This is a genomic window from Chitinophaga varians (assembly GCF_012641275.1).
GTDB classification, from domain to species: domain Bacteria; phylum Bacteroidota; class Bacteroidia; order Chitinophagales; family Chitinophagaceae; genus Chitinophaga; species Chitinophaga varians_A.
In genome coordinates this window covers 628955-653277 of the sequence record NZ_JABAIA010000002.1, presented here as the reverse complement: position 1 = coordinate 653277, position 24323 = coordinate 628955, and the positions used below count along the sequence as shown (strand labels likewise).

General features: G+C 49.2%; 18 protein-coding genes. 4 read left to right on the top strand and 14 right to left on the bottom strand.

Annotated features, from left to right (window positions below; all coding sequences use genetic code 11):
* Positions 1 to 124 precede the first annotated feature (124 nt).
* The 8 genes from HGH92_RS17260 to HGH92_RS17225 form a co-directional block, all read right to left on the bottom strand.
* Positions 125 to 997 carry an anti-sigma factor domain-containing protein gene (locus HGH92_RS17260; protein ID WP_168872015.1) on the bottom strand — a complete coding sequence of 291 codons (873 nt, stop codon included), beginning with the start codon at positions 995 to 997 and terminating at the stop codon, positions 125 to 127.
* A gap of 9 nt (positions 998 to 1006) precedes the next feature.
* Complete coding sequence (locus HGH92_RS17255) at positions 1007 to 1555, bottom strand: RNA polymerase sigma factor (protein WP_168872014.1); 549 nt, start codon at positions 1553 to 1555, stop codon at positions 1007 to 1009.
* Positions 1556 to 1762: 207 nt separating this feature from the next.
* On the bottom strand, positions 1763 to 2641 hold the full coding sequence (locus tag HGH92_RS17250) for an anti-sigma factor domain-containing protein (protein WP_168872013.1): 879 nt from the start codon (positions 2639 to 2641) through the stop codon (positions 1763 to 1765).
* 6 nt (positions 2642 to 2647) lie between these two features.
* Entirely contained in the window at positions 2648 to 3199 is a 552-nt protein-coding gene (locus tag HGH92_RS17245; protein ID WP_168872012.1) for an RNA polymerase sigma factor, read from the bottom strand.
* A gap of 68 nt (positions 3200 to 3267) precedes the next feature.
* Complete coding sequence (gene def / locus HGH92_RS17240; RefSeq protein ID WP_168872011.1) at positions 3268 to 3846, bottom strand: peptide deformylase; 579 nt, start codon at positions 3844 to 3846, stop codon at positions 3268 to 3270.
* Positions 3847 to 3984: 138 nt separating this feature from the next.
* Positions 3985 to 4398 (bottom strand): Holliday junction resolvase RuvX, encoded by a 414-nt coding sequence (ruvX, locus tag HGH92_RS17235; protein ID WP_078667251.1) that lies wholly within the window; start codon positions 4396 to 4398, stop codon positions 3985 to 3987.
* A gap of 127 nt (positions 4399 to 4525) precedes the next feature.
* Positions 4526 to 5389: a UbiA-like polyprenyltransferase gene (locus tag HGH92_RS17230; RefSeq protein WP_168872010.1), complete on the bottom strand. Its 864-nt coding sequence runs from the start codon at positions 5387 to 5389 to the stop codon at positions 4526 to 4528.
* Positions 5390 to 5440: 51 nt separating this feature from the next.
* On the bottom strand, positions 5441 to 5983 hold the full coding sequence (locus HGH92_RS17225; RefSeq protein ID WP_168872009.1) for an RNA methyltransferase: 543 nt from the start codon (positions 5981 to 5983) through the stop codon (positions 5441 to 5443).
* A gap of 46 nt (positions 5984 to 6029) precedes the next feature.
* Between HGH92_RS17225 and mutS the strand changes: the two genes are divergently transcribed.
* The gene (gene mutS, locus HGH92_RS17220; RefSeq protein ID WP_168872008.1) at positions 6030 to 8639 is read left to right on the top strand and encodes a DNA mismatch repair protein MutS; all 2610 of its coding nucleotides are present in this window, start codon (positions 6030 to 6032) and stop codon (positions 8637 to 8639) included.
* 513 nt (positions 8640 to 9152) lie between these two features.
* On the opposite strand, the gene HGH92_RS17215 is transcribed toward mutS, so the two are convergent.
* The 6 genes from HGH92_RS17215 to HGH92_RS17190 form a co-directional block, all read right to left on the bottom strand.
* Complete coding sequence (locus HGH92_RS17215) at positions 9153 to 10853, bottom strand: SusD/RagB family nutrient-binding outer membrane lipoprotein (protein WP_168872007.1); 1701 nt, start codon at positions 10851 to 10853, stop codon at positions 9153 to 9155.
* 23 nt (positions 10854 to 10876) lie between these two features.
* A complete protein-coding gene (locus tag HGH92_RS17210) occupies positions 10877 to 14128 on the bottom strand; it encodes a SusC/RagA family TonB-linked outer membrane protein (RefSeq protein WP_168872006.1) in 3252 nt (1083 codons plus the stop codon).
* A gap of 503 nt (positions 14129 to 14631) precedes the next feature.
* Positions 14632 to 15354 carry a hypothetical protein gene (locus HGH92_RS17205; protein ID WP_168872005.1) on the bottom strand — a complete coding sequence of 241 codons (723 nt, stop codon included), beginning with the start codon at positions 15352 to 15354 and terminating at the stop codon, positions 14632 to 14634.
* A 33-nt stretch (positions 15355 to 15387) separates the two neighbouring features.
* Positions 15388 to 16959: a SusD/RagB family nutrient-binding outer membrane lipoprotein gene (locus HGH92_RS17200; protein ID WP_168872004.1), complete on the bottom strand. Its 1572-nt coding sequence runs from the start codon at positions 16957 to 16959 to the stop codon at positions 15388 to 15390.
* A gap of 12 nt (positions 16960 to 16971) precedes the next feature.
* On the bottom strand, positions 16972 to 20082 hold the full coding sequence (locus tag HGH92_RS17195) for a SusC/RagA family TonB-linked outer membrane protein (RefSeq protein WP_168872003.1): 3111 nt from the start codon (positions 20080 to 20082) through the stop codon (positions 16972 to 16974).
* Positions 20083 to 20260: 178 nt separating this feature from the next.
* Positions 20261 to 21286 (bottom strand): LacI family DNA-binding transcriptional regulator, encoded by a 1026-nt coding sequence (locus HGH92_RS17190; protein ID WP_168872002.1) that lies wholly within the window; start codon positions 21284 to 21286, stop codon positions 20261 to 20263.
* Positions 21287 to 21547: 261 nt separating this feature from the next.
* On the opposite strand from HGH92_RS17190, the gene HGH92_RS17185 reads away from it, so the two are divergent.
* The 3 genes from HGH92_RS17185 (at position 21548) to HGH92_RS17175 (ending at position 24303) form a co-directional block, all read left to right on the top strand.
* A complete protein-coding gene (locus HGH92_RS17185; protein ID WP_168872001.1) occupies positions 21548 to 22423 on the top strand; it encodes an AraC family transcriptional regulator in 876 nt (291 codons plus the stop codon).
* Between the two features lie 189 nt (positions 22424 to 22612).
* Complete coding sequence (locus HGH92_RS17180) at positions 22613 to 23203, top strand: RNA polymerase sigma factor (RefSeq protein WP_168872000.1); 591 nt, start codon at positions 22613 to 22615, stop codon at positions 23201 to 23203.
* Positions 23204 to 23283: 80 nt separating this feature from the next.
* Positions 23284 to 24303 (top strand): FecR family protein, encoded by a 1020-nt coding sequence (locus HGH92_RS17175; RefSeq protein WP_168871999.1) that lies wholly within the window; start codon positions 23284 to 23286, stop codon positions 24301 to 24303.
* Positions 24304 to 24323 lie beyond the last annotated feature (20 nt).

Sequence of the window (24323 nt, the reverse complement as noted above, 5' to 3'; positions counted from 1 at the left end):
TTCCGGTGTTAGGAATTCGTTAAAAAAGCAGCGGAGACAACAGGGATGCCGATGGCCCTGCTATCTCCGCTGTAGTCAGTGGTGTAAACGGGCCGGCAGCCGCTGCTGCCGGCGGTTTATGTTATCAGCCCGGGATTTTTCCGGCCACGTACATTTGCTCCATGGTTGGAGAAACGGCGCCACCTTTCTTTTCCAGGGTTACGGCAAACATTTGTGCTTTGCCGGTGATCTTCATTTTCTGCAGGAGGCTTGCGGTATCGCCCATTTCAAACACGCCCATGTCCACCGGTTTGCCATCCACGATGGCCCACAGCTGGTATTGTTTGTCTGCGGCCGGTTCTGGCAGGTTGTTGACTTTCAGGTATACCTGTTTGTTATCCTGGTTCCAGAACACCGTCGCTACGGCTGTCGGGAAGGCAGGCGTACCAGGCATGGCCACTTTCATGACTTTCGGGTTTTCCATGATTTCCATGGATTCAGTGAGTTTTTCCAGTCTGGTCTTGTACTCATTGGTTTTGGAGATGATGGAGTTTTGCGACAGGAGCAGCGACTGGTATTTGTCTTTGTACTCCCGGAATTCCTTCCATCGGTTGAAATAAAAAAAGTTGAGGATGACGCTGCCAATGAGCAGTACGGCGGCTGCAGCAGCGATCCATTTCCAGGAAACACCTTTGGTTTCCGGAACGGACAGGACGTTGGTTTGTTCCATGGGCGAGGTTTTAGTGAGTTGTGGTATAGCAGCATTGGTTGTTGCTGTATCCGGTGTAAGGGAATCTGTATGAATGAGGTTTAAGAGGCGTGTTTTGATGCTTTCAGGCGGGGATACGGACTGGAGCTTCACATATTCTTCCATGTTCCGCTGGCAGGTAGTTACCGCAGCGGCTACTTCGGGGTATTGATGCATGGCAGCCTCCAGCTCCCGGCTTTCCATTTCGGAAGTCAGGCCGGCAGTATACAATTCTATCAGTCCGGACGATATGATGAATTGGGCGTCCACGCAAAATGTTTATTTGTTCAAAATGTTCCTTAGCTGGATGATGGCATTACGTAGTCTGGTTTTCACCGTACCTAAAGGAATATCGAGTGCCCTGGAAATTTCCTCCTGGGTACAGCCTTTGTAGTAAGCCAGATCGATAAGGGTACGTTGTTCTTTGGTCAGTTTGTCCAGGACTTTGGAGAAACCGAGATGGTCGATGGACTGGTACACGGTTAACGGGCCACCGTTTAGATGTACGTCATCCGTGATGTTTTGGATTTTCTGTTCCAGTTTATATGCTTTGGAGCGAAGCACATCAATGGCGGTGTTGCGGGCGATATTCAGCATCCAGGTAAACAGGCGCCCTTTGTCTTCATTGTACTGGTCCGCATACCGCCATATCTTCAGGAATACGTCCTGCAGTACGTCTATAGCCTGGGTATGGTCGTTCAGTACCTTTACGACCACGCCGTAGAGAGCAGGCGAATAGTGATCATAGAGGAAACTGAATATTTTCTGGTCACGGGCGTGAAGGCCCTGTACCAGTTCTGCTTCTGTGTATGTTACGTGATAATCCAAGACAGACCGCCAGGTTTGGTTGATCGGTGTATTTGGTTGAATTCATTCCATGACATCATAGGTAGCGCCATCTGCGACTTAAAAATCAATATAGACTACCTTACTAATCCGTGTAAACTGTGCCGAGCGTGTAAACTAATGGTTTTCCGAGGTATTTATTATCAGCAATTTACGGATTAATCAATTACAACCCATAGTTATTGCTTACTATTTCCGGATTTTGGCAGACAGCTGTAGCTGTTCCATGGTTGGCTGCGTGCTGCCGCCTTCGTTCTCGAGTGTGATGGCAAAGCCTTCTGCGGCTTCCGCCGGTTTCATTTGCTGGATTTTTTGCGCCTCCTGTGCGCCGCCCTGGAATACGCCGGCATCCACGAGTTTTTTATTATGGATGGCCCACAATTGATATTGTTTACCCGCCGGCGGCATGGGCAACGCCTGTGCAATCAGGAAAACGGCCCTGGAAACGGGGTTCCAGCAAACCGTCACAACCTGTCCGGCAGTAGGGCCAAAGCCTTCCAGCTTGATCCATTTGAAAGCCGGGTCTTTGAGCATGTCCAGCTCTTTCTGCAATTCCTGATGAGCAGTAAGCGACTGGCTTTCCTTTTGGGCGTCCAGCTTTTCTTTGGCTGCTACCAGCGACTGATAGCGGCTTTTATAATCTGTAGAGCGACTGAAGAAAAAGAAGTTGAGCACAACGCTTCCCAGGAACAGGAGGATAATAGCCGCTGCTATGTATTTCCAGACTTTTTCAGCAGAAGATTTACGTCCGTTGATACGTTTGACCGGTGTTTCGCGGGAAGTAGCGGCGGGGGCCGGCGTACGCAGTTCTTCCGGCAGGCGGGCGTTGCCTTCCGGCGTTTCCTCGTCCCTGATGATATCCAGCAAACGGTCTTTGATGCCTGCCGGCGGTGCCATGGCATACAGCTGTACAAACCGTTCCCTGTCCAGTTGCAATTCCTGGACAGCGGCTTTTACCTGAGGGTATTGTGCGACGATCGTTTCCACCTCGTTTTGTTCTGCATCGGGTAGCAGCCCAAACACATAACTCTCCAGGATACCGGACGATATGTAACGTTGTACATCCACTTTGTACTATAATTGTTTTAATAGGATTCTCAACTGCATAATCGCATTGCGCATTCTGGTCTTCACGGTCCCCAGCGGTATATCCAGGGTTTTGGCAATTTCTTCCTGTGTGCAGCCTTTAAAATAAGCCAGATCAATAATAATACGCTGATCTTTGGGAAGACCTTCTATCACTTTTGTTAATCCAAGATGATCAACAGACAGGTGTACGGCCAGTTGTGGCTCATACATCAGATTAGCGCTGGTTACGTCCTGTACTTTTTGATCAAGTTTGTGAGCTTTTGACCTTAAACTGTCGATTGCGGTATTCCTGGCAATGTTGAGCATCCAGGTAAACAGGCGGCCTTTGGAGGGATCGTATCGGTCTATGTTCTTCCAGATCTTAATGAACACTTCCTGGAGCACATCTCCTGCGGAAGCATCATCCGTAACTATTTTGAGTGCCACCCCATACAACGCGGGGGAATAATGGTCATATAAATAACTGAATAACTTTTCATCCCTGGCTTGCAGTCCCTGAATGAGCTCTATTTCAGTATATGATAAGGTAGTTCCCAAAATGGATACGGATGGTTGTCTTTACAATACCAAAATAACGGGTTTTCTTTACATTACAAAATTATTTCCTATTTAGGAAAGGTCATTTTGTAGTCTACCCTTATCTTTCCTTTGGTGATATCATCCAGTTTGCTTTTCAACATCCTGCGTTTCAGCGGCTTGAGATGATCGATGAACAGCTTGCCGTCGATGTGGTCATATTCATGCAGAATGACGCGCGCCGTAACACCACTGAAGGTTTTTTGCTGCGGTTCAAAATTTTCATTCACATAGGAAAGGGTCACGGTCTCGTCGCGGTATACGTCTTCCCGTACTTTAGGAATGCTCAGGCATCCTTCGTTGTAAGCCCACTCCTTGCCACCGGTTTCCACGATGTGCGCATTGATAAACACTTCCTTCACACCTTCATCTCCCGGATAATCGTTTTTTTCATCGTCTTCCAGGTTATCGATGATCTGTTTGCTGTCTACCACAAACAGACGGATGGATTTGTTTACCTGAGGGGCCGCAATGCCTACTCCGTTGGAGCCGTACATTGTTTCCCACATATTGGCAATAAGTTCCTTCAACTGGGGATAATCGGGCGTAATATCTTCTGCTACTTTTCTCAGTACCGGATGCCCGTATGCAACAATTGGCAATATCATGATCTTGTGCTGTTTTTAATTGATCTGCAAAGGTACGACATTTGGTTATTTTGGTATTTTGATATTTGGCTATTTTAAAGGGTTTCCGCTATTAAATATCTAAATATTAAAATAAAAAATAAATAAATATCTAAGTGCCTAAATTTTATTTTGCAGGTATTCCTGTAAAATGATGGTGGCACTGATTTCGTCCACCAGGCCTTTATTCTGACGGTCCTTTTTCTTCAGGCCGCTGTCAATCATGCTCTGGAAGGCGATTTTAGAAGTAAAACGTTCGTCTACCTTCTTTACCGGCACCTGCGGGAAGTTCTTCCGGAGGATACGGACACACTCTTCCACCAGCGGCGTGGCATGCGTGGCATTCCCATCCAGGTTCTTAGGCTCACCGATAATGATCGCCTCCACTTCTTCCGCTGCGAAATATTTTTTCAGATAAGGAATCAGTTCATGGGTGGGAATGGTGGTAAGCCCGCTGGCAATCAGCTGCAACGGGTCTGTTACGGCCAGTCCGGTCCTCTTTTTCCCATAATCAATAGCCATTACACGTGCCATATCATTTACGGATTTTTTGATTTAGGGATTTCTTGATTTGAGTTTGTTGTGTTGAAATTTGTTGATCCGACCGGATTTGTGATTGGTTTATCTCCCCCAATCGCAAAATTCGTCAATCAAAAAATACCTACATGAGCAGCATGTCTGCGATGACAAAAACGGCAAACACCACGCTGGCGATACCGTTGGTGGTCATAAACATCACGTTCACCCGGCTCAGGTCATTGGGCTTTACCAGCAGGTGCTGGGATATCAGCATGACAATGAACACGGCCGCGCCTATCCAGAAAAGCCAGTGATAGTGGCCATATATACCGATGGTGATCACCAGTGCGGCAGCTATCACATGCAGCAGCTCTGAGAAACGCAGGGCGCCGGAAAGGCCCAGCCAGGCGGGGATAGAATTCAGCTGTTGGGATTTGTCAAAATCCTCATCCTGTAAGGAATAAATAATATCGAAGCCCGATACCCAGCACAGCACCAGTACGGACACCAACACCGGCAGCAGGGCAAACTCGCCGGTCACGGCCAGGTACGCTCCTATAGGCGCCAGCGACAGGCCCACGCCCAATACCAGGTGGCACAGGGCCGTAAAACGTTTGGTATAGCTATATCCCAGCACTACCATCAGCGCAATGGGCGACAGGAAAAAACAAATGCGGTTGATAAACCAGGTCGTCAGCACGAACAACATCACGTTGATCAGGATGAAGAACATGGCATTTTGCGGGGAAATAACACCAGCCGGGATCTCCCTTTTGGCCGTCCGCGGGTTTAGTTTATCAATGTCCATGTCCAGCCAGCGGTTAAACGCCATAGCGGCGCTGCGGGCAAATACCATGCACAGCACCACCAGCCCGAAGGTAGCCCAGCTGAAACTGCCCCCTCCTTTTGTAGTGGCCATAAAATAACCTGTCAGTGCAAACGGCATCGCAAAGATGGTATGACTGAACTTTACCAGCGACAGATACTTGTTAATAGTAGTAATCATATGTAAACAGTTGAGCCAACAGCTCTTAAATATAATCTTATCGATACTGCATCAATGGCCGGCGGCGGCCTTCAGTTTTACAAAGATATCCCAAACTACAATACCGGTGCTGACAGAAATATTCAGGGAGTGTTTCATGCCTGACTGGGGTATTTCGATGCAGCCGTCCGCCACTTTCATCACCTCACCGTCTACCCCGCTCACCTCATTGCCGAACACGAGTGCCACCGGCTGATCTGCGGGAGGGGTAAAAGCATCGAGCATCACGCTGCCGGCGGCCTGTTCAATGGTAAAAACAAGGTAACCGGCATTTTTTAATGCCTGCACCGCTTCCATGGTAGTTGGGAAATATTGCCAGTCCACCGTCTCGGTGGCACCAAGCGCCGTTTTGTTGATGTCCCGGTGAGGAGGCACGGGCGTATAGCCACACAGCACGATGCCCTGTAACAGGAAAGCATCAGCGGTACGGAACACTGACCCCACGTTATGCATACTCCGTACATTGTCCAATACCAGTACCACCGGTGTTTTATCTGCCGCCTTGAACTCGTCCACCGTTTTACGGCCCAGTTCATCCATGCTAAGTTTTCTCATGATCTGCAAAGATAACCGGATCGGATGAGTTTTATATATTTGCGCCATGGCAAAAAGTAAATCAGAAGAAACGCCACTGATGCTACAGCATAAGGCTATCAAAGACAAATACCCGGATGCAGTACTTTTATTCCGCGTGGGCGACTTTTACGAGACCTTCAATGAAGACGCCGTGATCGCTTCCCGGGTACTGGGCATTGTGTTAACCAAAAGAGCCAATGGATCTGCTTCTTACGTTGACCTGGCAGGTTTTCCCCATCACTCGCTGGACACCTACCTGCACAAGCTGGTAAAAGCCGGGCACCGTGTGGCCGTCTGCGATCAGCTGGAAGACCCTAAAACCGTTAAAGGCATTGTAAAGCGCGGGGTGACCGAAATGGTGACGCCCGGCGTGGCCGTTAATGACAAACTTCTGGAAAATGCCAGCAACAACTTCCTGGCAGCCGTTCATTTCGATAAAAACGTGACCGGCGTTTCCTTCCTTGATATATCCACCGGCGAATTCATCATCGCCGAAGGCAGCATTGAATATGTGGACAAGCTCCTGCAGAGCTTCCGTCCGGCAGAAGTAGTGTTTGCCCGCCAGCAACAGAAACATTTCAAAGCCACCTTTGGCGGCCGTTTTTATACTTACAACCTCGACGAGTGGATCTTTACCACCCAATATGCAGAAGACATCCTGCTGAAACACTTTGGGACCCACTCCCTCAAAGGGTTTGGCGTGGAAGGTATGGATGCCGCCATCATAGCGGCTGGCGCTACCATGCACTACCTGAAAGACACTGAACACCCGCATCTGCAACATATCACCCGCATGCAGCGTATCAGCCAGGAAGATTTTCTCTGGATGGACCGCTTCACCGTTCGTAACCTGGAGCTGCTGAACAGCAGCGTGGAAAACGGTCATACCCTGCTCAAAGTACTGGACAATACTTCCACGCCGATGGGCGCCCGCCTGCTTAAACGCTGGCTGGTATTCCCACTGCGCGACATCGCCCGGATCAACGAGCGCCTGGACACCGTTACCTTTTTCATTAAAGAAACAGAACTGGCCCAGAAACTGATACATCACCTGAAACTGACCGGCGACCTGGAGAGACTGGTGTCCAAAATCCCGCTGCGTAAAATCAACCCACGGGAAGTGATGCAGCTGGCCCGTTCCCTCGAACAGGTACAGGCCGTACAAAACCTGCTGTTCAAAAGCGAAAACGACTACCTGTTACGCCTCAACGAAAAACTGGACATCTGTGCTCCCATTCTCAACAGGATACTGAACGAAGTAATGGAGAACCCGCCGGTGCTGGTCAACAAGGGCGGTGTAATCCGCGATGGCGTCAACGCGGAACTGGACGAGCTGCGTGCCATCGCCACGAAAGGCAAGGACTATCTCCTGCAGATTCAACAGAAAGAGTCGGAAGCCACCGGCATCCCATCCCTGAAGATAGCCTTTAACAATGTTTTCGGCTATTACCTGGAAGTGACCAACACTCATAAGAACAAAGTCCCTGATACCTGGATACGTAAACAAACGCTGGCCAACGCCGAACGTTATATTACCCCGGAACTGAAAGAATACGAAGAAAAGATCGTAGGCGCCGAAGACAAGATACTGGCACTGGAAACACGGCTGTTCGACGAACTGCTGGCTGCCCTGCAACCCTTTATTGAGCCGGTGCAGCAGGACGCGCAGGTGTTTGCGCAGCTCGACTGCCTGCTTTGTTTTGCCCACAATGCCCTGCAATACAAGTACCGCCGGCCGGTGATCACTGACGGTTATCAGCTCGATATCCGGGAAGGCCGCCACCCGGTGATAGAAAAAGGATTGCCCGCAGGTGAAAGTTATGTGGCCAATGACATCCAGCTCAACAAAGACGATCAGCAGATCATTATCCTGACCGGTCCCAACATGAGCGGTAAATCCGCCCTGCTGCGGCAAACCGCCCTGATCACCCTGATGGCGCACATGGGCAGCTTCGTGCCCGCTACCAGCGCCGAGATCGGGCTCACAGACAAAATATTTACGCGTGTAGGCGCTTCCGATAACCTGAGCGGCGGTGAATCCACCTTCATGGTAGAAATGAACGAAACCGCCAGTATCATCAACACCATCACGCCCCGCAGTCTGGTGATACTCGATGAAATTGGCCGTGGCACCAGCACCTATGACGGTATTTCCATCGCCTGGAGCATTGTGGAGTACCTGCATGACATGACAGAACATCGACCCAAAACATTGTTTGCCACGCACTATCACGAACTGAACGAGCTGGAAAATAAACATGCGCGGGTAAAAAACTTCCATATCACCAATATGGAGTCCGGCAATAAAATCATCTTCCTGCGCAAACTTGCGCCGGGAGGCAGCCGGCATAGCTTCGGTATACATGTGGCCCGCATGGCCGGCATGCCACCCGAACTGATAAACCGGGCCAATGAAGTACTGGCCAACCTGGAAGAAAAACATATCGACACTTCCTTACAGAAAAACATCAAAAACATTGCGACGCCTACCCAAAAGCTGCAACTCAATATTTTTGATGCGCACAGCGATACATTCCAGCAGATCAGGGAGAAACTGGGCACGGTGGACATCAACAGGCTTACACCGGTGGAAGCACTGCTGAAGCTGAGCGAGATTAAAGAGATGATCAATTAAAAACAGATGCTGAACTGTGGACACAGCCAGCCACATTTATAATCTGATAAGTGATAGTAGCAGCAGCCGGCTACCACCCCGGTGCTGCTATATCTGGTCCTATGCTTGCCAAATTAGGGTTAACGTTACCATGCCGGTCTTTCACCGGACGGTAACCATATAGCGAGTTTCGTTATTTTAATATGATATAACAAATGGTGATTTGCAGTAATGAACATTATTGCCCGGATGCCTTCCGGAAAAAGGATTCAACATTGATCACGAACAATTAATAGCCCAACAACTTAATAAAGATATAATTCACTGACTCTTAAGGGAGTGGTTAAAAACTACCCAATTACCAAATTTACGGTTTAATTAGAGCCGTATTTGTAGTAGTTCTTCAAAGTCGTAGTCATAATATTGCCAGGCTGTAGAAGTATTACTACAAAAATGAAAAAGCGGCTGCCCCATATGGGACAGCCGCCTCTTATTTACCGGCAAAGTTGCCGTATATACGTACTTGTTATAATCCTATTTTTTATCCCACCATACGCGGCCGGTAAAATCGTTGTCGGCGTTGCCGTATTCACCGGTTTGCTGCATTTCGGTGATAGCATTTCTCCAGTTAGTCTGGTTAGCGATGGTTGGCTGTGGCAGGGCCCAGCGACGAGGAATCACGACAGTCTGGCCGGCCACCTGCATTGGTTCAAACGGCAGGATACCGCCCTCTTTCGGGATACCTGTCCTTTTCCAGGCGCCCCATGCTTCCCAGGGGGATTTGAACAGGTTGAGGAAGTTCTGGATATTGATTTTTTCCAGGAGGACATCGTTGGTACCGGTGAAGGCTATCGCATCGTTCGCTATGTATTTTGTTATCGCAGCAGCGTCCAGCGGTGCATAGTCGCGGATTTTAGCTTCGCGGGCCATGTCATCGTATGCTTTGATGGAAGCCTCTACACCATTGGCATAGTAAGTGGCGGCAGTACCGGAGATAATGCCTCTTACTGCCAGTTCAGCCAGCATGAAGCATTGTTCAGCATAGCTCAAAATTGGCTGCGTATAGCGGGCGCCGTTATTGTTGCCGTTTTCGGCGTCCAGGTCAAACAAACGGCGTTGTACAGCAGACACGGTATCCACGGTGCGGGTGACTTCCTTGCCGTTGAAGGTCATCGTATAACGTTTTACGTTAAAGATCACAGAATCCGCTTTTACGCTTCTTCTGTCCGGGCTGGCAGGCAGACCGAAATAACGGCGTTCGTTATATTGCATGGAAGGGAAAACGCCACCTTTTACGAGACTGTCCACCAGTTCTTTGGTATAGCTGTTTTTCTCATAGAAGATGCCCAGGCGGGGATCGTTGTTATTGTACATGTAGTCCAGCATGTTTTTGCTGGCAGACAATGGGTTGTTGTCCATTGCCCAGTTACCGGCACGGGCGAAGCTTTGATCAGCGGAGATGAATTTCCATTCATCTGCATTGCTTTCGAAGAGACCATTTTTAACGGCCATTGCGTCTGTAATGATAGCTGTCGCTTTATCCGGTGTCCTTTTCAGCTGGCGCATAGCCAGTTTGATACGGAGTACGTTACCTGCTTTCGCCCATTTGGTGATGTCGCCTGAATAAAAGATTTCAGCGTTACCTGGAGAAGCCTGGCCGGAAAGGCCGCTCTGCAGGGTAGCAACCGCCGCTTTCAGTTCAGCATCCCAGATAGGGAACAGTTTCTCCTGCGTATCGTAGGTAGGTGTATAGTTTGCATCAGAGCGGGACTGGAATGCATTGGTATAAGGTATGCTACCGTTAGCATCGGAAGCTCTCCAGGCGCTGTACACCTTCAGGATTTTGGCGATGGCCAGTACGTTGCCATACTGTGCGCGTTCTGCTTCCGATTTTTTGGCCACTACTGCTTCCATTTCCACCAGGTTACGACCAATGCCTTTATAGAAGGCATTGTAGAAGTCGTTGGTGTTGGTTGGGCTGAAAAGGCCGGTGGGAGAAGATCCGGGAGCTGCCACACCAAACTGCATCCACTTCATCTGATAGGTGTATGCATCATAGAACCAGTCAAAGTCACGGTCTACAATACCTTTTTCAGACTGGGTGATCAACATTTCCGGTGGTACGTCCTGGCTTACCTGCGGATTGGTGTTGAGATCTTCAAAGTTTTTGGTACAGGCGCTCAGCATCATACCAGCTACTGCTACGCCTAATCCCCATTTATTTACATTTTTCATGTTTGTCAATTGTTAAACGGTTATTAGAATCCTACCTGTACAGTCAGGCCCATGTTACGAACAAATGGAACAGCGCCGTACTCGGAGAAGGCAGAAGTTTTGTTGTTACGTACTGCTTCCGGGTTGATGTGGTCCGGCAGGTTGTTGAACAGGTAACCGAGGTTACGGCCCACCAGGGATACGCGCAGACTGTTCAGTCTCCAGCGTTGTACCATTTCGGTAGGCAGGGAGTAACCGAGGGATACTTCACGCAGCGCTACATAAGAAGCGTCGAATACGGAAGCTTCGCGGATACCGATACCCCAGTCACCGATCATGCCATAGTATTGGAATGGTGTCAGCGGCGTTACATAACCTTTTTCATATGCCTGTTGGTAAGTCATACCATCGAGCACCACGTTCTGTCCATCTTTGGAGATAGTGGTCCCTTTCTGGAACACCGCGTCCGGGATCATACCGTCGTTGCGTTTTACGCCTGAAGCATCTGTGAAGGTGATACCACCATGTTCGGTGTCACGACCCTGCATAGTGTTGGCAGTAGTACCACGGCCGGTACCATACTGGTGGGAAGCAGAGAAGAAGTCACCACCGATACGTGCCTGAATCAATACACCGAGGCTCCAGTTTTTGTAAGTGAAGTTGTTCTGCAAGCCCAGGTTGAAGTCAGGCATAATGTTACCTACGACTGCGTTACCACGTACAAATTTGTAAGGGAAATCGCTGCCACCCAGCGTGATGATTGGTTTACCGTTGGCATCGCGGGTATAACCGTAGTCTGTTACCAGGTTACCGTAGCTACCGCCTACAGAAGCGATGGCTTTCACGCCCTGGTCTTCGTTCAGTTGCAGTTGATCTACACCCGGAGTAAGGCTCACGATTTTGTTTTTGTTGCGGCTACCATTCAAGGTTACGTCCCAGGTAAAGTTCTTGTTCTGGATAGGCGTACCGTTGATGGACAGCTCAATACCTCTGTTGATCATGCTACCGGCGTTGATATAACGTGAGGTAACACCGGATTCAATCGGCGTAGGCAGATTGATGATCTGGTTGGTGATGTTGGTGCGGTACCAGGCGAAGTCAAAGCCCAGACGGTTGTTGAAGAAGCGAACATTGGCACCGAGTTCCCAGCTTTTGGAGATGGAAGGTTTCAGGGCCATATTCGGCAGGATGTCTGAGTTGAAGATGTTTACCAGCGGCAGGTTTTTACCGGAGGAAGCACCCTGGAACAGGCCGGTGGTATAATAGCCGGTGTTGATCTGATAAGGATCGAGGTCACCGCCCACCATCGCGTAAGAGGCGCGCAGTTTACCATAGCTGATCCAGGAAGGCATTTCTTCTTTCAGTGTCTGGGTGAATTCCCATGCAGCACTTACGGAAGGATAGAAGTAAGAGTTGGTAGTATTTCCTTTGCTGCCTGCAGGATAAGTCAGTGCAGAAGACCAGTCGTTACGGCCGGTCACGTCCAGGAACAGTTCATTATTGTAAGCCAGGCTGGCTGCGAAGAACAGTGAGTTGATACGTTTGCGGAGCAGCGGATCATTTTTCACGACCGGCGCGTTTACGCTGTTGGTGATATCATACAGGAAAGGAATACGCAGACCACCGTCGGAGTAGTTGTTGTATTGTTTACCGATACCACTGTTCCATGTTTCAGCGCCCAGGTTCAGGTTACCATCGAATTTTTTGCCCAGCTTAGGGGTGATGATCGCCATACCGGTGAAGGTGTACTGTGATTTGTTCACACCTGCGATAGAATAGAAACCATCAGAACCTTTGAAGAATGCGGCGGTACCTACTTCTTTACGTTCGTCAGTAGACTGCTCACTGCTGAAGTTGGCTTTACCAACGAATTTCAGCCAGTCGGTAGCTACCGCGGTGAGGGAGAAGTTACCGGTCACCAGGGATTCTTTACGGGTCCAGCTGTTATAAGCCTGCTGATAGAAATAGTCAGCGCCCGGGTTGGTGCTCAGATTAGCACGGCCGCCGTTAGGTCCGAGGTAGTTTTCCGGTTTGCTCCAGATAGAAGGATCGTAGTTGCGCGGGAACACATACACCCATTTACGGCCGATGTTGTAGCTGGTGTAGTCACCACCCTGACGGTCGGGGTTCAGTGTTTTGGAGGTAGCGTAAGTTACGCCCGCATCTGCGCTCAGCACTTTGGATATCTGGGAGGAACCACGGAATGCGAAAGTATTTCTGCCGAAGCTGTTGTTCGGAGAAACACTGTTGTTGTCCAGGTGGGAGTAAGACAGGCGGAAAGTTCCTTTGTCGTTACCACCTTCCATGGCCACGTTGGTATTAAAGTATTTACCAGTCTGGTAAAGATCTTTAGCGTTGTTGGGTTTAGGAGTGAACGGTACGCTCATGCCGTTGGCCAGTTGTACCATTCTGCCGTCCATTTTAGGACCGAAGCTATAACCGCCGGCAGTGTTATCGTAAGAACCGTCAATACCCTGACCATAGCCGTTTTGCAGGTCAATAGCGCCGCGGTATACTTTTTCGATCTGAGCGGTCTGGCTAACGGTAACGCCTATGCCTTTTCTTGCATTACCTTTTTTGGTGGTAATGAGGATGGCGCCGTTGATAGCACGGGAACCGTAGAGGGCTGTTGCAGCAGCGCCTTTCAGTACGGTAACAGACTCATAATCGTCCGGGTTGAGGTTTTTCAGTACGTTACCGAAGTTTACGTCAGCAGCACTTTCATCGTTTTCGAAGATCACACCGTCCACAATGAAGATAGGCTGGTCTTTACCGTTCAGCGATTTAGCGCCGCGCAGCACGATACGCGGAGCAGCAGCAGGGCCGCCGGCAGCAGCGGAGATATCCAGGCCGGCCACTTTACCCTGTAATGCAGATACCGGGTTGATGGAGTTGGTTTTGGCAACATCTGCACCTTTCAATTCTGTTACCGCATAACCGAGTTTACGTTGTTCACGTTTCAAGCCCATCGCGGTAACCACAACTTCGTTCAGGTTTTTGTTGTCTTCTTTCAGAACAACGGTCAGGGAGGTTTGTCCGTTTACCGGTACTTCCTGGTTGATAAAACCGATGTAGGAGAGTATCAGCGTGGCGTCAGGGCCTACCTGTACTTTAAAGGTACCGTCAGCGCCAGACATGGCACCATTGGCAGTACCTTTCTCCTTTACCGTAACTCCCGGCAAAGGCGTTCCTTTTTCATCTTTTACGGTTCCCGTAACAGCTTTTTTATCCTGCGCCCATGCAGCAAAGCAACAGCATAAGAAAAGCAACGTGGTGAGAAGAAATGATCTTCGCATAGCTTCCTTTTGGTTTAAATTATAACAAGTGATCAGTCACATGATAATGCATGGCAAACCTCTTCACCAGCAAATGACTGCAGAAGGCAGTACAGTAGGCAGGTAAGACATAGTTTCCGTTTCCGTCGTTAAAATGGAATTACTCCATTGGCTATTTCATTGTTCACTGTTCCCGTATTGCTTACAGTAGTAAAACGTTTTAGCAATGTATCTTAAAAAAAAACCCGTTCTCCCGTACATCTCATTTTTCATTTCACAACAAGTTTTGTCAGCATAGATATTGGTTTCAAACTTAGGGATAATTATGAGAAGTGCAAAAAAGATTTAACAATTTTTTGATGTTTGGTTAACAACTCGTTAAAAGTATTAAAATAATATAGCTAACAAGGAAAATAATATCAGTCCGCTGCTATATCAGCCCGGGACAAAGGTGACAGTGGAAAATGTTTGATAACCAAAAGCCCGTCCGACGAGTCAGACGGGCCTTTTATTTTTCAGCGCCGTTATTTATTGACAGCTTCTATCGTGAGCCTGGCGGCGGTTTCATCGAAAGGCTCCCGGTAACCGGCCAGAAATTTCCGCGCGGCCTCCTGTGCTGCAGGATCACTGCTCAAAGCCTCCAGGAACTGCTTTTTGCGCATATTCACCTTCACCGGCACCCGGTCTTTCACCAGGTAATAGGTGTACGACTTTTTGTATTCATCGTAGTTTTTACCCGTTTGCACCATCCCTTTGTCCACAAAGTCCGCCGGATGAAACGTTACCTTAGCTTCTTTTACCAGCCTGTATTTGCCAGCTGCCAGTTGCTCTACGAACTTATTCACGCCTTCCACCTGCATGGCAACGAACGCATTTGCCTCCGTTCCCTTTTTAAAATGAAATGCCTGCACATTGTTGACGTCCGGCACATAGGCCTTGCCATCACCACCTTTCACGATCACCATATTTTTCTCCAGGTCAATATTGGCATCATATACCACCGAACGGGCCACCGGCCTGTTATCCATCGAATCAATCCACAACCGGCCCCAGTCGGGATACAAATAAGGACTGCCAACCGTATTCTCTTTCGGACTGAAACTAAACACGGAACTAAATTTGACGCCCATATTATTGGACACGGCATTCCGGAAACTAACGGTCTGGGAAAGCCCCAGGGAATCCTGCGCCTGTAGCGACAGGCAGGCTAATACAAGAATGGCTGAAAGCAAAATGTTTTTAGTCATGGCGTTTTTTATTACGGTGAAAATAATACGCGGTCAGGGCTTGTCCCACCATACAGGCGTCATAAACACGTCCGGGCCCTGGGCTGCGTTGGCCGCTTCCACATTGGCCCTGTTCACATCATAATCATTCCTTGGATAACGCAGCCGGCGGGGTATCTGGCCATTGGTCTCGTTGTTTTTATAGTTCACCGGCTTCAGCACCGGGAAGCCGCTGCGGCGCCAATTGGCATACGCTTCATACTCATTCAGGAAAGTAGTAATATAATATTGTGTATTGATCGCTTCCAGTTGAGCCGCCAATGGCCCTGCCAGCGCCGCTGCCTGGGCGGTGGCATATGTGGTTGCAGCGGCGTCGTCATACACAATGGAAGAAGAATACAGGGTCCACTGCCATATGCCCGACTTTACCCCTGTGGTAAAGAATGTCACCGGATCGCCGGCAATCCAGCCACGGGCGGCAGCTTCCGCCAGCATCAGCTGCACTTCCGAATAAGTAATGAAAATATCGGGGGAAGTGGGCTGCGCTATGACCTGCTTGGGCTGTGAATAATGCGCCAGGTTGGCATCTCCGGTAGACCCGATGCCAAACACCGGGTCCGAGGTGTTATCAAATCCGCTGGGAAGCCCCTTCTGCAAGGCAGGATCATCAGACCCGCCGGGAGTGGAATCAGCCTTAGGCAGTTCGGAAATGATCCGTAAACGCGGGTCTGCCTTTGTTTTCAGCAGGTCCACAAAAAACTTCGACAGTTTGATGCTCTGGTTGTCTTTCCCTGTTTCCGCCCTGCTGCCGGGATACACCCCGATAACGTGACTGTTGGGATTATCATAGTCTCCGGCAGCATGCTGGATATAAAAAGCATCCGTATTGGCAGTAAACACGCCACCAGCCAATGCTTTCTGTACCCAGGCCTTACCAAGCGAGGGGTCTGCCTTTTTGGAAAGCCGCAATCCCACGCGCAGCAACAGGGAATAAGCCAGCTTTTTCCACTGCGCGGGAGAGCCGGCGTATCCGGAAATATCCGAACTGCCGGGCGTGGTCTTGGTGGCATCCAGCTGGGTGGCCGCATCCTGCAACTCGGCGGCAAAGCCGGCATATATAGCGTCCTGCGGATCATAGGCGGGGGTGAAGTTCTGATCTATAAAGCCTTTGCCGGCAGCGGTATAGGGCACGTTACCATATAGGTCCGTAAGCCGCTGCAGCATGATCACCCGGGCAATCCTGGCCATGGCAGTAAAATTGGCCTGCGAAGGATCGGTCTTCGTTTGCTCTATCAGCGTGGTCAGTATTTTTACGCCGTTCGGATAAAAAGAGTTAAACGCCGCCCCACTGTAGCCGTCGTTGTACAGGTACTTATCCCCCACGTAGGTGAGACTGGTGGAAGACAGGTGCTGAATCATGGGGCCGCAATAAATCAGATTGGCACGCCATGCTTCAAACTCTCCACCGGAAACGAACAGCAGTCCCCTTGTCAGCAGAATGCCCGGCGCCACTACAGGAGCGGCAGTGGGGTCGGTATTGATCTTTTCAAAATTTTTAGTGCAGGATATCAGCGACAGCCATAACAGCAGTACTACTGTTCCACGTGTGTATATTGACTTAACCATGATCGAAGCGATTTAGAATTTTACATTCAGGTTCAACCCGTAGCTTCTGGACTGTGGATAACCCAGCAGTTCAGCGCCCTGTCCGGCACCGTTGCCGTAGGTGGATTCCGGGTCCACATTGGGTACGTCCTTATAGATGATCCAGAGGTTTCTGGCCACAAATGACAGTGAAGCGCCGGTGAACGGTGTTTTGTTCAGGATAGCGGAAGGCAGGCTGTAAGTCAGTATCACCTGGCGCAGCTTCACGAAAGCGCCACTGTAAATAAACGGCTCTGCGATGTTGAATGCAATGTTCTGGTAATAATCCTGCGCATCTACGACCTTGTCCACATATTTTGAGGGATCGTTCGGGTCCTGGGCTTTGATGGTAACACCTCCGGAACGTCCGCTAAGCGTGGCTTTCTGTAAACCATAATAATACGCGTAGTCGTTGGTGCCGGAGTATAGTTTATTGCCCCAACGGGAATCTATCAGGACACCCAGCGAAAACGCCTTATAGGTAAAGGTGTTAGTAACGCCGAGCGTATAGGGCGCCACGCCTGTACCGAAGAGGGTAAGCGGGCCTTGCAGCGGCTTGCCGGCAGCGTTGAACAGAATATTTCCCTGTGCGTCACGCTGGAAGCTGAATCCCTGTATCACGCCAAACGGCTGGCCCGGCACCTGCTGAATGGTGACGTTGAAAGTACGTACGTCGGCTACTTTCAGGGCATTCAGTTTACCGTCCAGCTGAATCACTTCGCTTTTGTTGTATGCAAAATTGGGGGTGATATCCCAGGTAAAATTCTTACTACGTACAGGCGTTCCTGTTATCATCAGCTCTACGCCTTTGTTACTTACTTTACCCACATTGATAAAGGCGGTATTATACCCGGAAGCATTGGATATAGTGGTCTGTACGATATCGTCTTTGGTTTTGCGGGTATACCAGGAGAAATCCACTGACAACCGGTTATCGAAGAAGCGGGCTTCGAAGCCGGCTTCAAAGCTGGTATTGACGTACGGTTTCAGGTTAGCGTTGGGTACCGAATAGCTGCCGTCCTGCGCTTTTTTGATGTCTGCCACGGGGAGACTGCTAGTGCCCAGCACCAGCGGGTTTTGCACCTGGTAGGCGAGCCTCAGGCGGTAAGGATCGGTATCACCGCCCACCTGCGCCCAGGAAGTACGCAATTTGGCGTAATTGATCCATTTGGGCATGGTAAAAGCATCGGACAACACAAAGCTGAGACCAGCTGACGGGTAGAAGATACTGTTGCTGTTAAGCGGCAGTGTGGAAAACCAGTCGTTACGGCCAGTGAGCGTGAGGTACAGATAACTCTTGTACGACAATTCAGCGGACCCGTACACAGAGTTGATCTTTTTCTCGAAGATATCGTTGGTAACGGTTTTTGTTTGCAGGTTGCTTTGATCGTAGAAGTAGGGAATATTAAAGGTGTTTCCGGTGAGGAACAATTTATCGTTTTTATTGTGCATCACGTTAGCGCCTATAAAGCCGGATATGCGCCATTTCTCCGCGAATCCTTTCTCCACGCCCACCATTACGTCCGCATTCAGCTCGTAGAAGTTCTGGCGGGCCTGGTCATTGATCTGGCCGCCGGGAATATAGGCGGTACCGTTAGGTGTCACCGCCTTATTGTCGCGGTAGAACATATCGGCGCCAATACGACCTTTGACATAAAGCCAGTCCAAGATATCGTAGCGTAGCTCGGCGGCATTGATAAAGCGGTCTTTTTTATCTGCCTGTTCAAAATCGTATGCCGCGAACCAGGGATTAGTGACAAATACGTTATCGTTCCACCGGTATTCATTGCCATCGGGGGAGAGCTTACTGTCCTTCAGTGTTTGCACGGCCAGGGACGTGGGCAGCAGGTAAAGCGAGTAGTTGGCGTTGCCTGGGGAGTCAGACACGCGTGGCCTGTTGGTTGTCCGCTCGCGGATATATTTAGCATACACGTTGAGGTGAAGCTTTTTACCAAGCCAGGCGGAAATGTTCAGCGAGAGGTTATCACGCCGGATGCCTGAATTGGGGAGCGTGGCTTCGTTTTTCATGTCCGTAGCTCCGAAGCGCCAGGTCACCTTGTCGTTTCCGCCGCTGGCAGCTACGGAGTTGGTGAACGTGTAACCACTGCGATAGAATTTTTTGAAATTGTTCTTCACCGCGCTATAGGGCCTGCTGACACCATCGTACTGGATAACAGAGGAGCCGTCGAGCGGGGCGCCCCAGCTGAACAGACCGGCGGCGCGGGCTTCACCGACAGTCTGTGGTTTCAGGCCATTGAGGCCCATGCCGTAATCATACTGCCAGTCGAGGCTTTCCACAATGGGGCGGTCAATAACAATATTACTGCTGAATTCCACCCCCACGCCCTTACGGCTGGCGCCGCCTTTGGTGGTAATGAGGATAACGCCGTTGGAAGCGCGGGATCCGTACAACGCCGCTGCTGTACCGCCTTTCAGCACTGAGATGGTCGCAATGTCATCGGGGTTGATACTGGAGATGCCATCGCCGGCATCTGTGCCGCCGTATTCCGTGGCAGCACCCAGGTTGTCATTATTGATAGGAATCCCATCTACCACGATGAGTGGCTGGTTGTTCCTGTTTTTGTCGATGGAGGTATTTCCGCGGAGGATGATGCGGCTGGAACCTGCGGGGCCGGTGGCCGTGGAAGTGACGTTGAGGCCGGCCACTTTACCGGAGAGGGAGTTAGCGATATTGGTGCTGCGCGCCTGTGTAAGCTCCTCCCCTTTCACTTCCGACACCGAGTAGCCCAGCGCCTTTTTTTCCTTTTTGATACCGAGTGCCGTCACCACCACTTCACCGAGGCTTTTTTCATCTGTTTTGAGGGTAATCGTCAGCTGGGACTCGTTACCGACCGGCACTTCCTGCGGCAGATAGCCAAGATAGCGGAAGACGAGGGTGCTGCCTGGCGGAACAGAGAGGGAAAAGTTTCCGTCCGCGTTGGTAACGGTGCCTTTGGAGGTGCCTTTCACGAGGATATTAACACCGGAAAGGGGTTGACCGGTATTGTCCGTCACCTTGCCGGTAATGGCCTGTTGTGCCCATACCACGGGGGTAGTCAACAACAATAACACGAACAACAGCACATGAGTAAAGTTCCTGATCATGTTTAATGCGATAAAAGTGAAGAAATAAACCGGAGATGGTTTTGGTTGAATAAGTCGTGCCTGGGGTTGACGGGGTGAGAGGCCGTAAAACCGTGAGCCGAATTATTTAACAACAGGACATCACTTTTTGTTCCCGTAAGTATCGCAGGAACAGGCGTATATGATCAGGAACGGGGTTTTATTTTTTTCCGGGATCAGAAGAAGCCCTGACGATCAGCGAAGGTTCCAGCACAATCTGGCGTGGGTTTGCAGAAGGATGGTTGAGTTCCTGCATGAGTACTTCCACGATGTTTTTTCCAATCTCGGTGATAGGTTGGGCCACGCAGGTAATAGACGGGCTGTGGAGGCGGAAGAGGTCATGGTCATCGAAGCTGGCCACGCCTATTTGCGGCCCTATGTCCCATCCGAGGGAGCGGATGCTTTCGATGCCGTAGATACCGAGATAGTTGGTGGCGAAGAACACTGCGTCCAGTCCTTTGATGGATGTCAGGAATTTTTTGATTTCTGTGTTGAAGGCTTCGCGTTCCAGATCAAACGGTATTTTTTTTACCTGGCTTTTATTAAAAGGGAGATGATGATCTTTCAGTGCGGCAGTAAATCCATCGAGGCGGTCTTTCATCTGTATCTGATCAGAGGTGATGGTGACGATCGCGATTTTTTTATAGCCTTGCTTAGCGAGGTGGCTGGTCACGTTGTAGGCGCCCTGATAGTTATCTACTACTACATAGTGGGAGCTTACATGTGGAAAATAGCGGTCCATGAGCACTACCGGTTTGGAAGTGGCTTTCAGCTGTTCTATTTCCTTGTCCAGGTTTTTGGTGGGGGTAACGATATAGGCGTCTACCTGGCGGTACTTGAGTACTTCCAGGAGTCCTTTTGCTTTTTCGGTATTGTCTTCCGTACTGCCATAGAGCACTTTATAGCCGTGTTTATCGGCTTCATCCTCCATTACTTTGGCCAGGCTGGCGAAGAAGTTGTTGGCGATGTCCTCCACGATAAGGCCAATGGTTTTGGTTTTTCCGGTACGGAGGCCACGGGCCAGCTGATTTGGTTTGTACTTCAGCCGGGAAGCTATCTTTTGGATTTTTTTGCTTACCTGCTCGCTGATCCGTTTTTCTTTCGCTTTGCCGTTGAGCACAAATGAGACAGTTGTGGGAGAAACCCCTGCCTGTTTTGCAATATCTTTAATAGAGATTCCTTTCATAGACAACAAATGCTATATCGATTTAGCCCACCGTAATTTACAAAATGAAAGCTGAAATTTACATTCTTGTGCCAATTATTCCAAAAAAGTTGCTAAATCTTATAAACAGAGATAAGCGGCGGGAATATGACATTTAAGGGTCATTTTCCCGATAATGATATTTTTTTAACCAATTTTTAATAATTTGGCAACATTCATAGGACAATGGCAGTACTAAATAGGGTATTGTCAGGTAACACCAGTTTAAAAATTAATACTTGAATGAAACCCATTCTTATTAAAGTTGGGGCTTTTGCCGATAATCAGATCACCATCATAGAGCGATGTGATCCGTATTTTAACACGCCTTTTCACTTCCACCCGGAATGTGAGCTGGTGTTTGTTACGGAGAGCCACGGGAAGAGGATTGTCGGGGACAGCATCGAGAGCTTTGAAGAGGGCGACATGGTGTTTCTGGGGCCGCATATCCCCCACGTATGGTATAATGAAGAGGAGTACTATAAGGGTGACGAAAATCTGAAAGCCCGTTCTGTCGTGATCTATTTTCCAAAAGACATTTTTGGAGAGAAGTTCTACGGTTTACCGGAAACCAAGGCCCTGAGCGAGCTTTTCCATCGCGCGCAGCGCGGAATGAAAATCATAGGGCCCACCTACGACAAACTGAAGCCGGAGATCCTCTCCCTGCCTAAAAAAGAGGGGCTGGACCGGATCATATCCCTGCTCAACATCCTGAAGACGCTGTCAGAAACGCGCGATTGTTATTATCTGGCCAGCACCGGGTATTCCCATGCCTACAATGTGAAGGACAACCATAAAATAGACGAGGTATTCAAATACGTGATGAACAATTTCTCCAAGGAAATCTCATTGCAGGACGTAGCCAGTATCACCAACCTCTCACCGCAGTCATTCTGCCGTTTCTTTAAGAACCGCACCAAAAAATCTTTTGTACAGTTCCTCAACGAAGTACGTATTGGCCATGCCTGTAAGCGCCTGACAGAAGAGGACTGGTCTATTGCAGAAATCGCTTATTCCTGTGGCTTTAAGAACCTGTCTAATTTTAACCGGTTTTTTAAAGAGATCGTAGGAAAAACGCCAAAGGAATATAAGAATGAATTGAGGCTGAAGGAAGCCTGATAACTTGGTTATCTGATTATTTTTTTATTGGGTTATTGGATTGTTTAGCAACCCTTTGTTATGCCTGTTGTCGTTACTGCCAGAGAGCATCAGATAATATCTACATAACAAAATAGCTAAATAACAAAATTTCTTCTTACTTTCATCGACAGTAATTCAACCAAAACATCTAATTGCTACTGTAATTCAATGTTCAGCAGTTATTCAGATAACCAGTTAGTGTCGCTGCTCAAAAGCGATGACAGTGCTGCCTTTAATGCCATCTATGACCGCTACAGTAAAATGTTGTATCTCTTTATTTACAGCAAACTGGAAGCGGGAGAGATCAGTAAAGATGTACTGCAGGACCTGTTTGTTTCCCTTTGGGAGAAACGTCATTCCCTTGTACTGAAGGAATCGCTGAAATCGTATCTCTATCAGGCGGCCCGGCACAAGATCATCGATATTTACCGGAAGAACGCCACCTATCGGAAGTACCTGCAGCAGCTGATTGAACATTTTGACGCACAGCCGCACTCTGTGGAGGACGCCGTGGATTACAAAGCCAGATCACAGGAATTGTTTGAGGCGATCAATCACCTGCCGGAGAAGATGAAGGAAATTTTCATGTTAAGCAGATTTGAAAATCTCTCTATAGAACAGATCTCTACCCACCTGGGCCTGTCCCAGCAGACGGTAAAAAACCAGATCACCAAAGCCCTCAAAATATTACGGGCCAGCTATGCGCAGACAGACGTTATTTTACTCGTTATTTCCTTGATTTTTACCGCCAACCGTTAATTTTCATAAAAATACTGCTGTATTGCCATGGTACTAATTCCACGTTACCACGACTTATTATCATCCAAAAACGCTATCAGGTGGACACAGAACAGATAAAAATATTGCTGGAGCGATATCAACAGGGGGACTGCTCACCGGAGGAAGCGAAAATCATAGAACAGTGGTTTGAACAGATCAATGCCCACCAGTCTTCCATTGCAGACGAGCATACGCTTGATCTGGAGCTGGAAGAAGTGAAGCTGCGTATCCAGGAACAGATCACGCCGGCGCCCCGTGTGCGCCGCATGCGGCCATGGCTGATATCCGGCGCCGCTGCTGCTGCCGTTATACTGGCAGCAGGCCTGTTCTGGTTTAACAGCAACCGGCACGCTGCCACTCCCACTGACGCACCGCTGGCCCATCACCCGGCCACCGGCAGCAACCGCATGGTCAGAGACGGCTTTGTGGAAATCACTACGCTCAAAGGTCATCAGGAAAATATCAAACTGGAAGACGGCAGCACCGTGGCATTGAATGCCAACAGTAAACTGCGTTATCCGGAACATTTCAGTGCCGGCGAAAGAAGCGTATACCTCGACGAAGGTGAAGCCTTCTTCAGCGCCGCACCCGACGCCAGCCGCCATTTCGTGGTACGCACTCCCGAACTGGCCACCACCGCATTGGGCACCAGCTTCAATATCCGCGCCTACAGCGCCGAAAACAAAGTCACCGTTGCCCTGCTTACCGGCAAGGTAAAAATAGACCAGCTAAAGAGCAGCCAATCCAACGGCTCCATTGTGCTGCTCCCCAGCGAACAAATAAGTTTCGACCGGCAATTGCTGAGCATGATCAAATCATCCTTCACCAAACCGGAAGAAGTGACCAGCTGGAAACAAGGCTACCTCGTATTTAAAGATGCACCCTATACCGAAATAGTGACCGGCATAGAAAACCGTTATGGGGTGACCGTTGTCAATGAAAGCAATAAAACAGCATGGAATTATACCGGCAATTTCAGAAATGAAAGCCTATCCGAAGTAATGGACATTATCTGTATCGCCAAATCCTTATCATATACCATTAAAAAAGACACCGTTTATCTTGTAAATAAAAAATAGACTCTATGAGGGTAAAGCCT

Coding starts and splice junctions, on each gene's coding strand:
- def (WP_168872011.1), bottom strand. CDS start 3,846: ATGATATTGCCAATTGTTGCATACGGGCATCCGGTACTGAGAAAAGTA.
- ruvX (WP_078667251.1), bottom strand. CDS start 4,398: ATGGCACGTGTAATGGCTATTGATTATGGGAAAAAGAGGACCGGACTG.
- HGH92_RS17230 (WP_168872010.1), bottom strand. CDS start 5,389: ATGATTACTACTATTAACAAGTATCTGTCGCTGGTAAAGTTCAGTCAT.
- HGH92_RS17225 (WP_168872009.1), bottom strand. CDS start 5,983: ATGAGAAAACTTAGCATGGATGAACTGGGCCGTAAAACGGTGGACGAG.
- mutS (WP_168872008.1), top strand. CDS start 6,030: ATGGCAAAAAGTAAATCAGAAGAAACGCCACTGATGCTACAGCATAAG.
- HGH92_RS17215 (WP_168872007.1), bottom strand. CDS start 10,853: ATGAAAAATGTAAATAAATGGGGATTAGGCGTAGCAGTAGCTGGTATG.
- HGH92_RS17210 (WP_168872006.1), bottom strand. CDS start 14,128: ATGCGAAGATCATTTCTTCTCACCACGTTGCTTTTCTTATGCTGTTGC.
- HGH92_RS17205 (WP_168872005.1), bottom strand. CDS start 15,354: ATGACTAAAAACATTTTGCTTTCAGCCATTCTTGTATTAGCCTGCCTG.
- HGH92_RS17200 (WP_168872004.1), bottom strand. CDS start 16,959: ATGGTTAAGTCAATATACACACGTGGAACAGTAGTACTGCTGTTATGG.
- HGH92_RS17195 (WP_168872003.1), bottom strand. CDS start 20,082: ATGATCAGGAACTTTACTCATGTGCTGTTGTTCGTGTTATTGTTGTTG.
- HGH92_RS17190 (WP_168872002.1), bottom strand. CDS start 21,286: ATGAAAGGAATCTCTATTAAAGATATTGCAAAACAGGCAGGGGTTTCT.
- HGH92_RS17185 (WP_168872001.1), top strand. CDS start 21,548: ATGAAACCCATTCTTATTAAAGTTGGGGCTTTTGCCGATAATCAGATC.
- HGH92_RS17180 (WP_168872000.1), top strand. CDS start 22,613: ATGTTCAGCAGTTATTCAGATAACCAGTTAGTGTCGCTGCTCAAAAGC.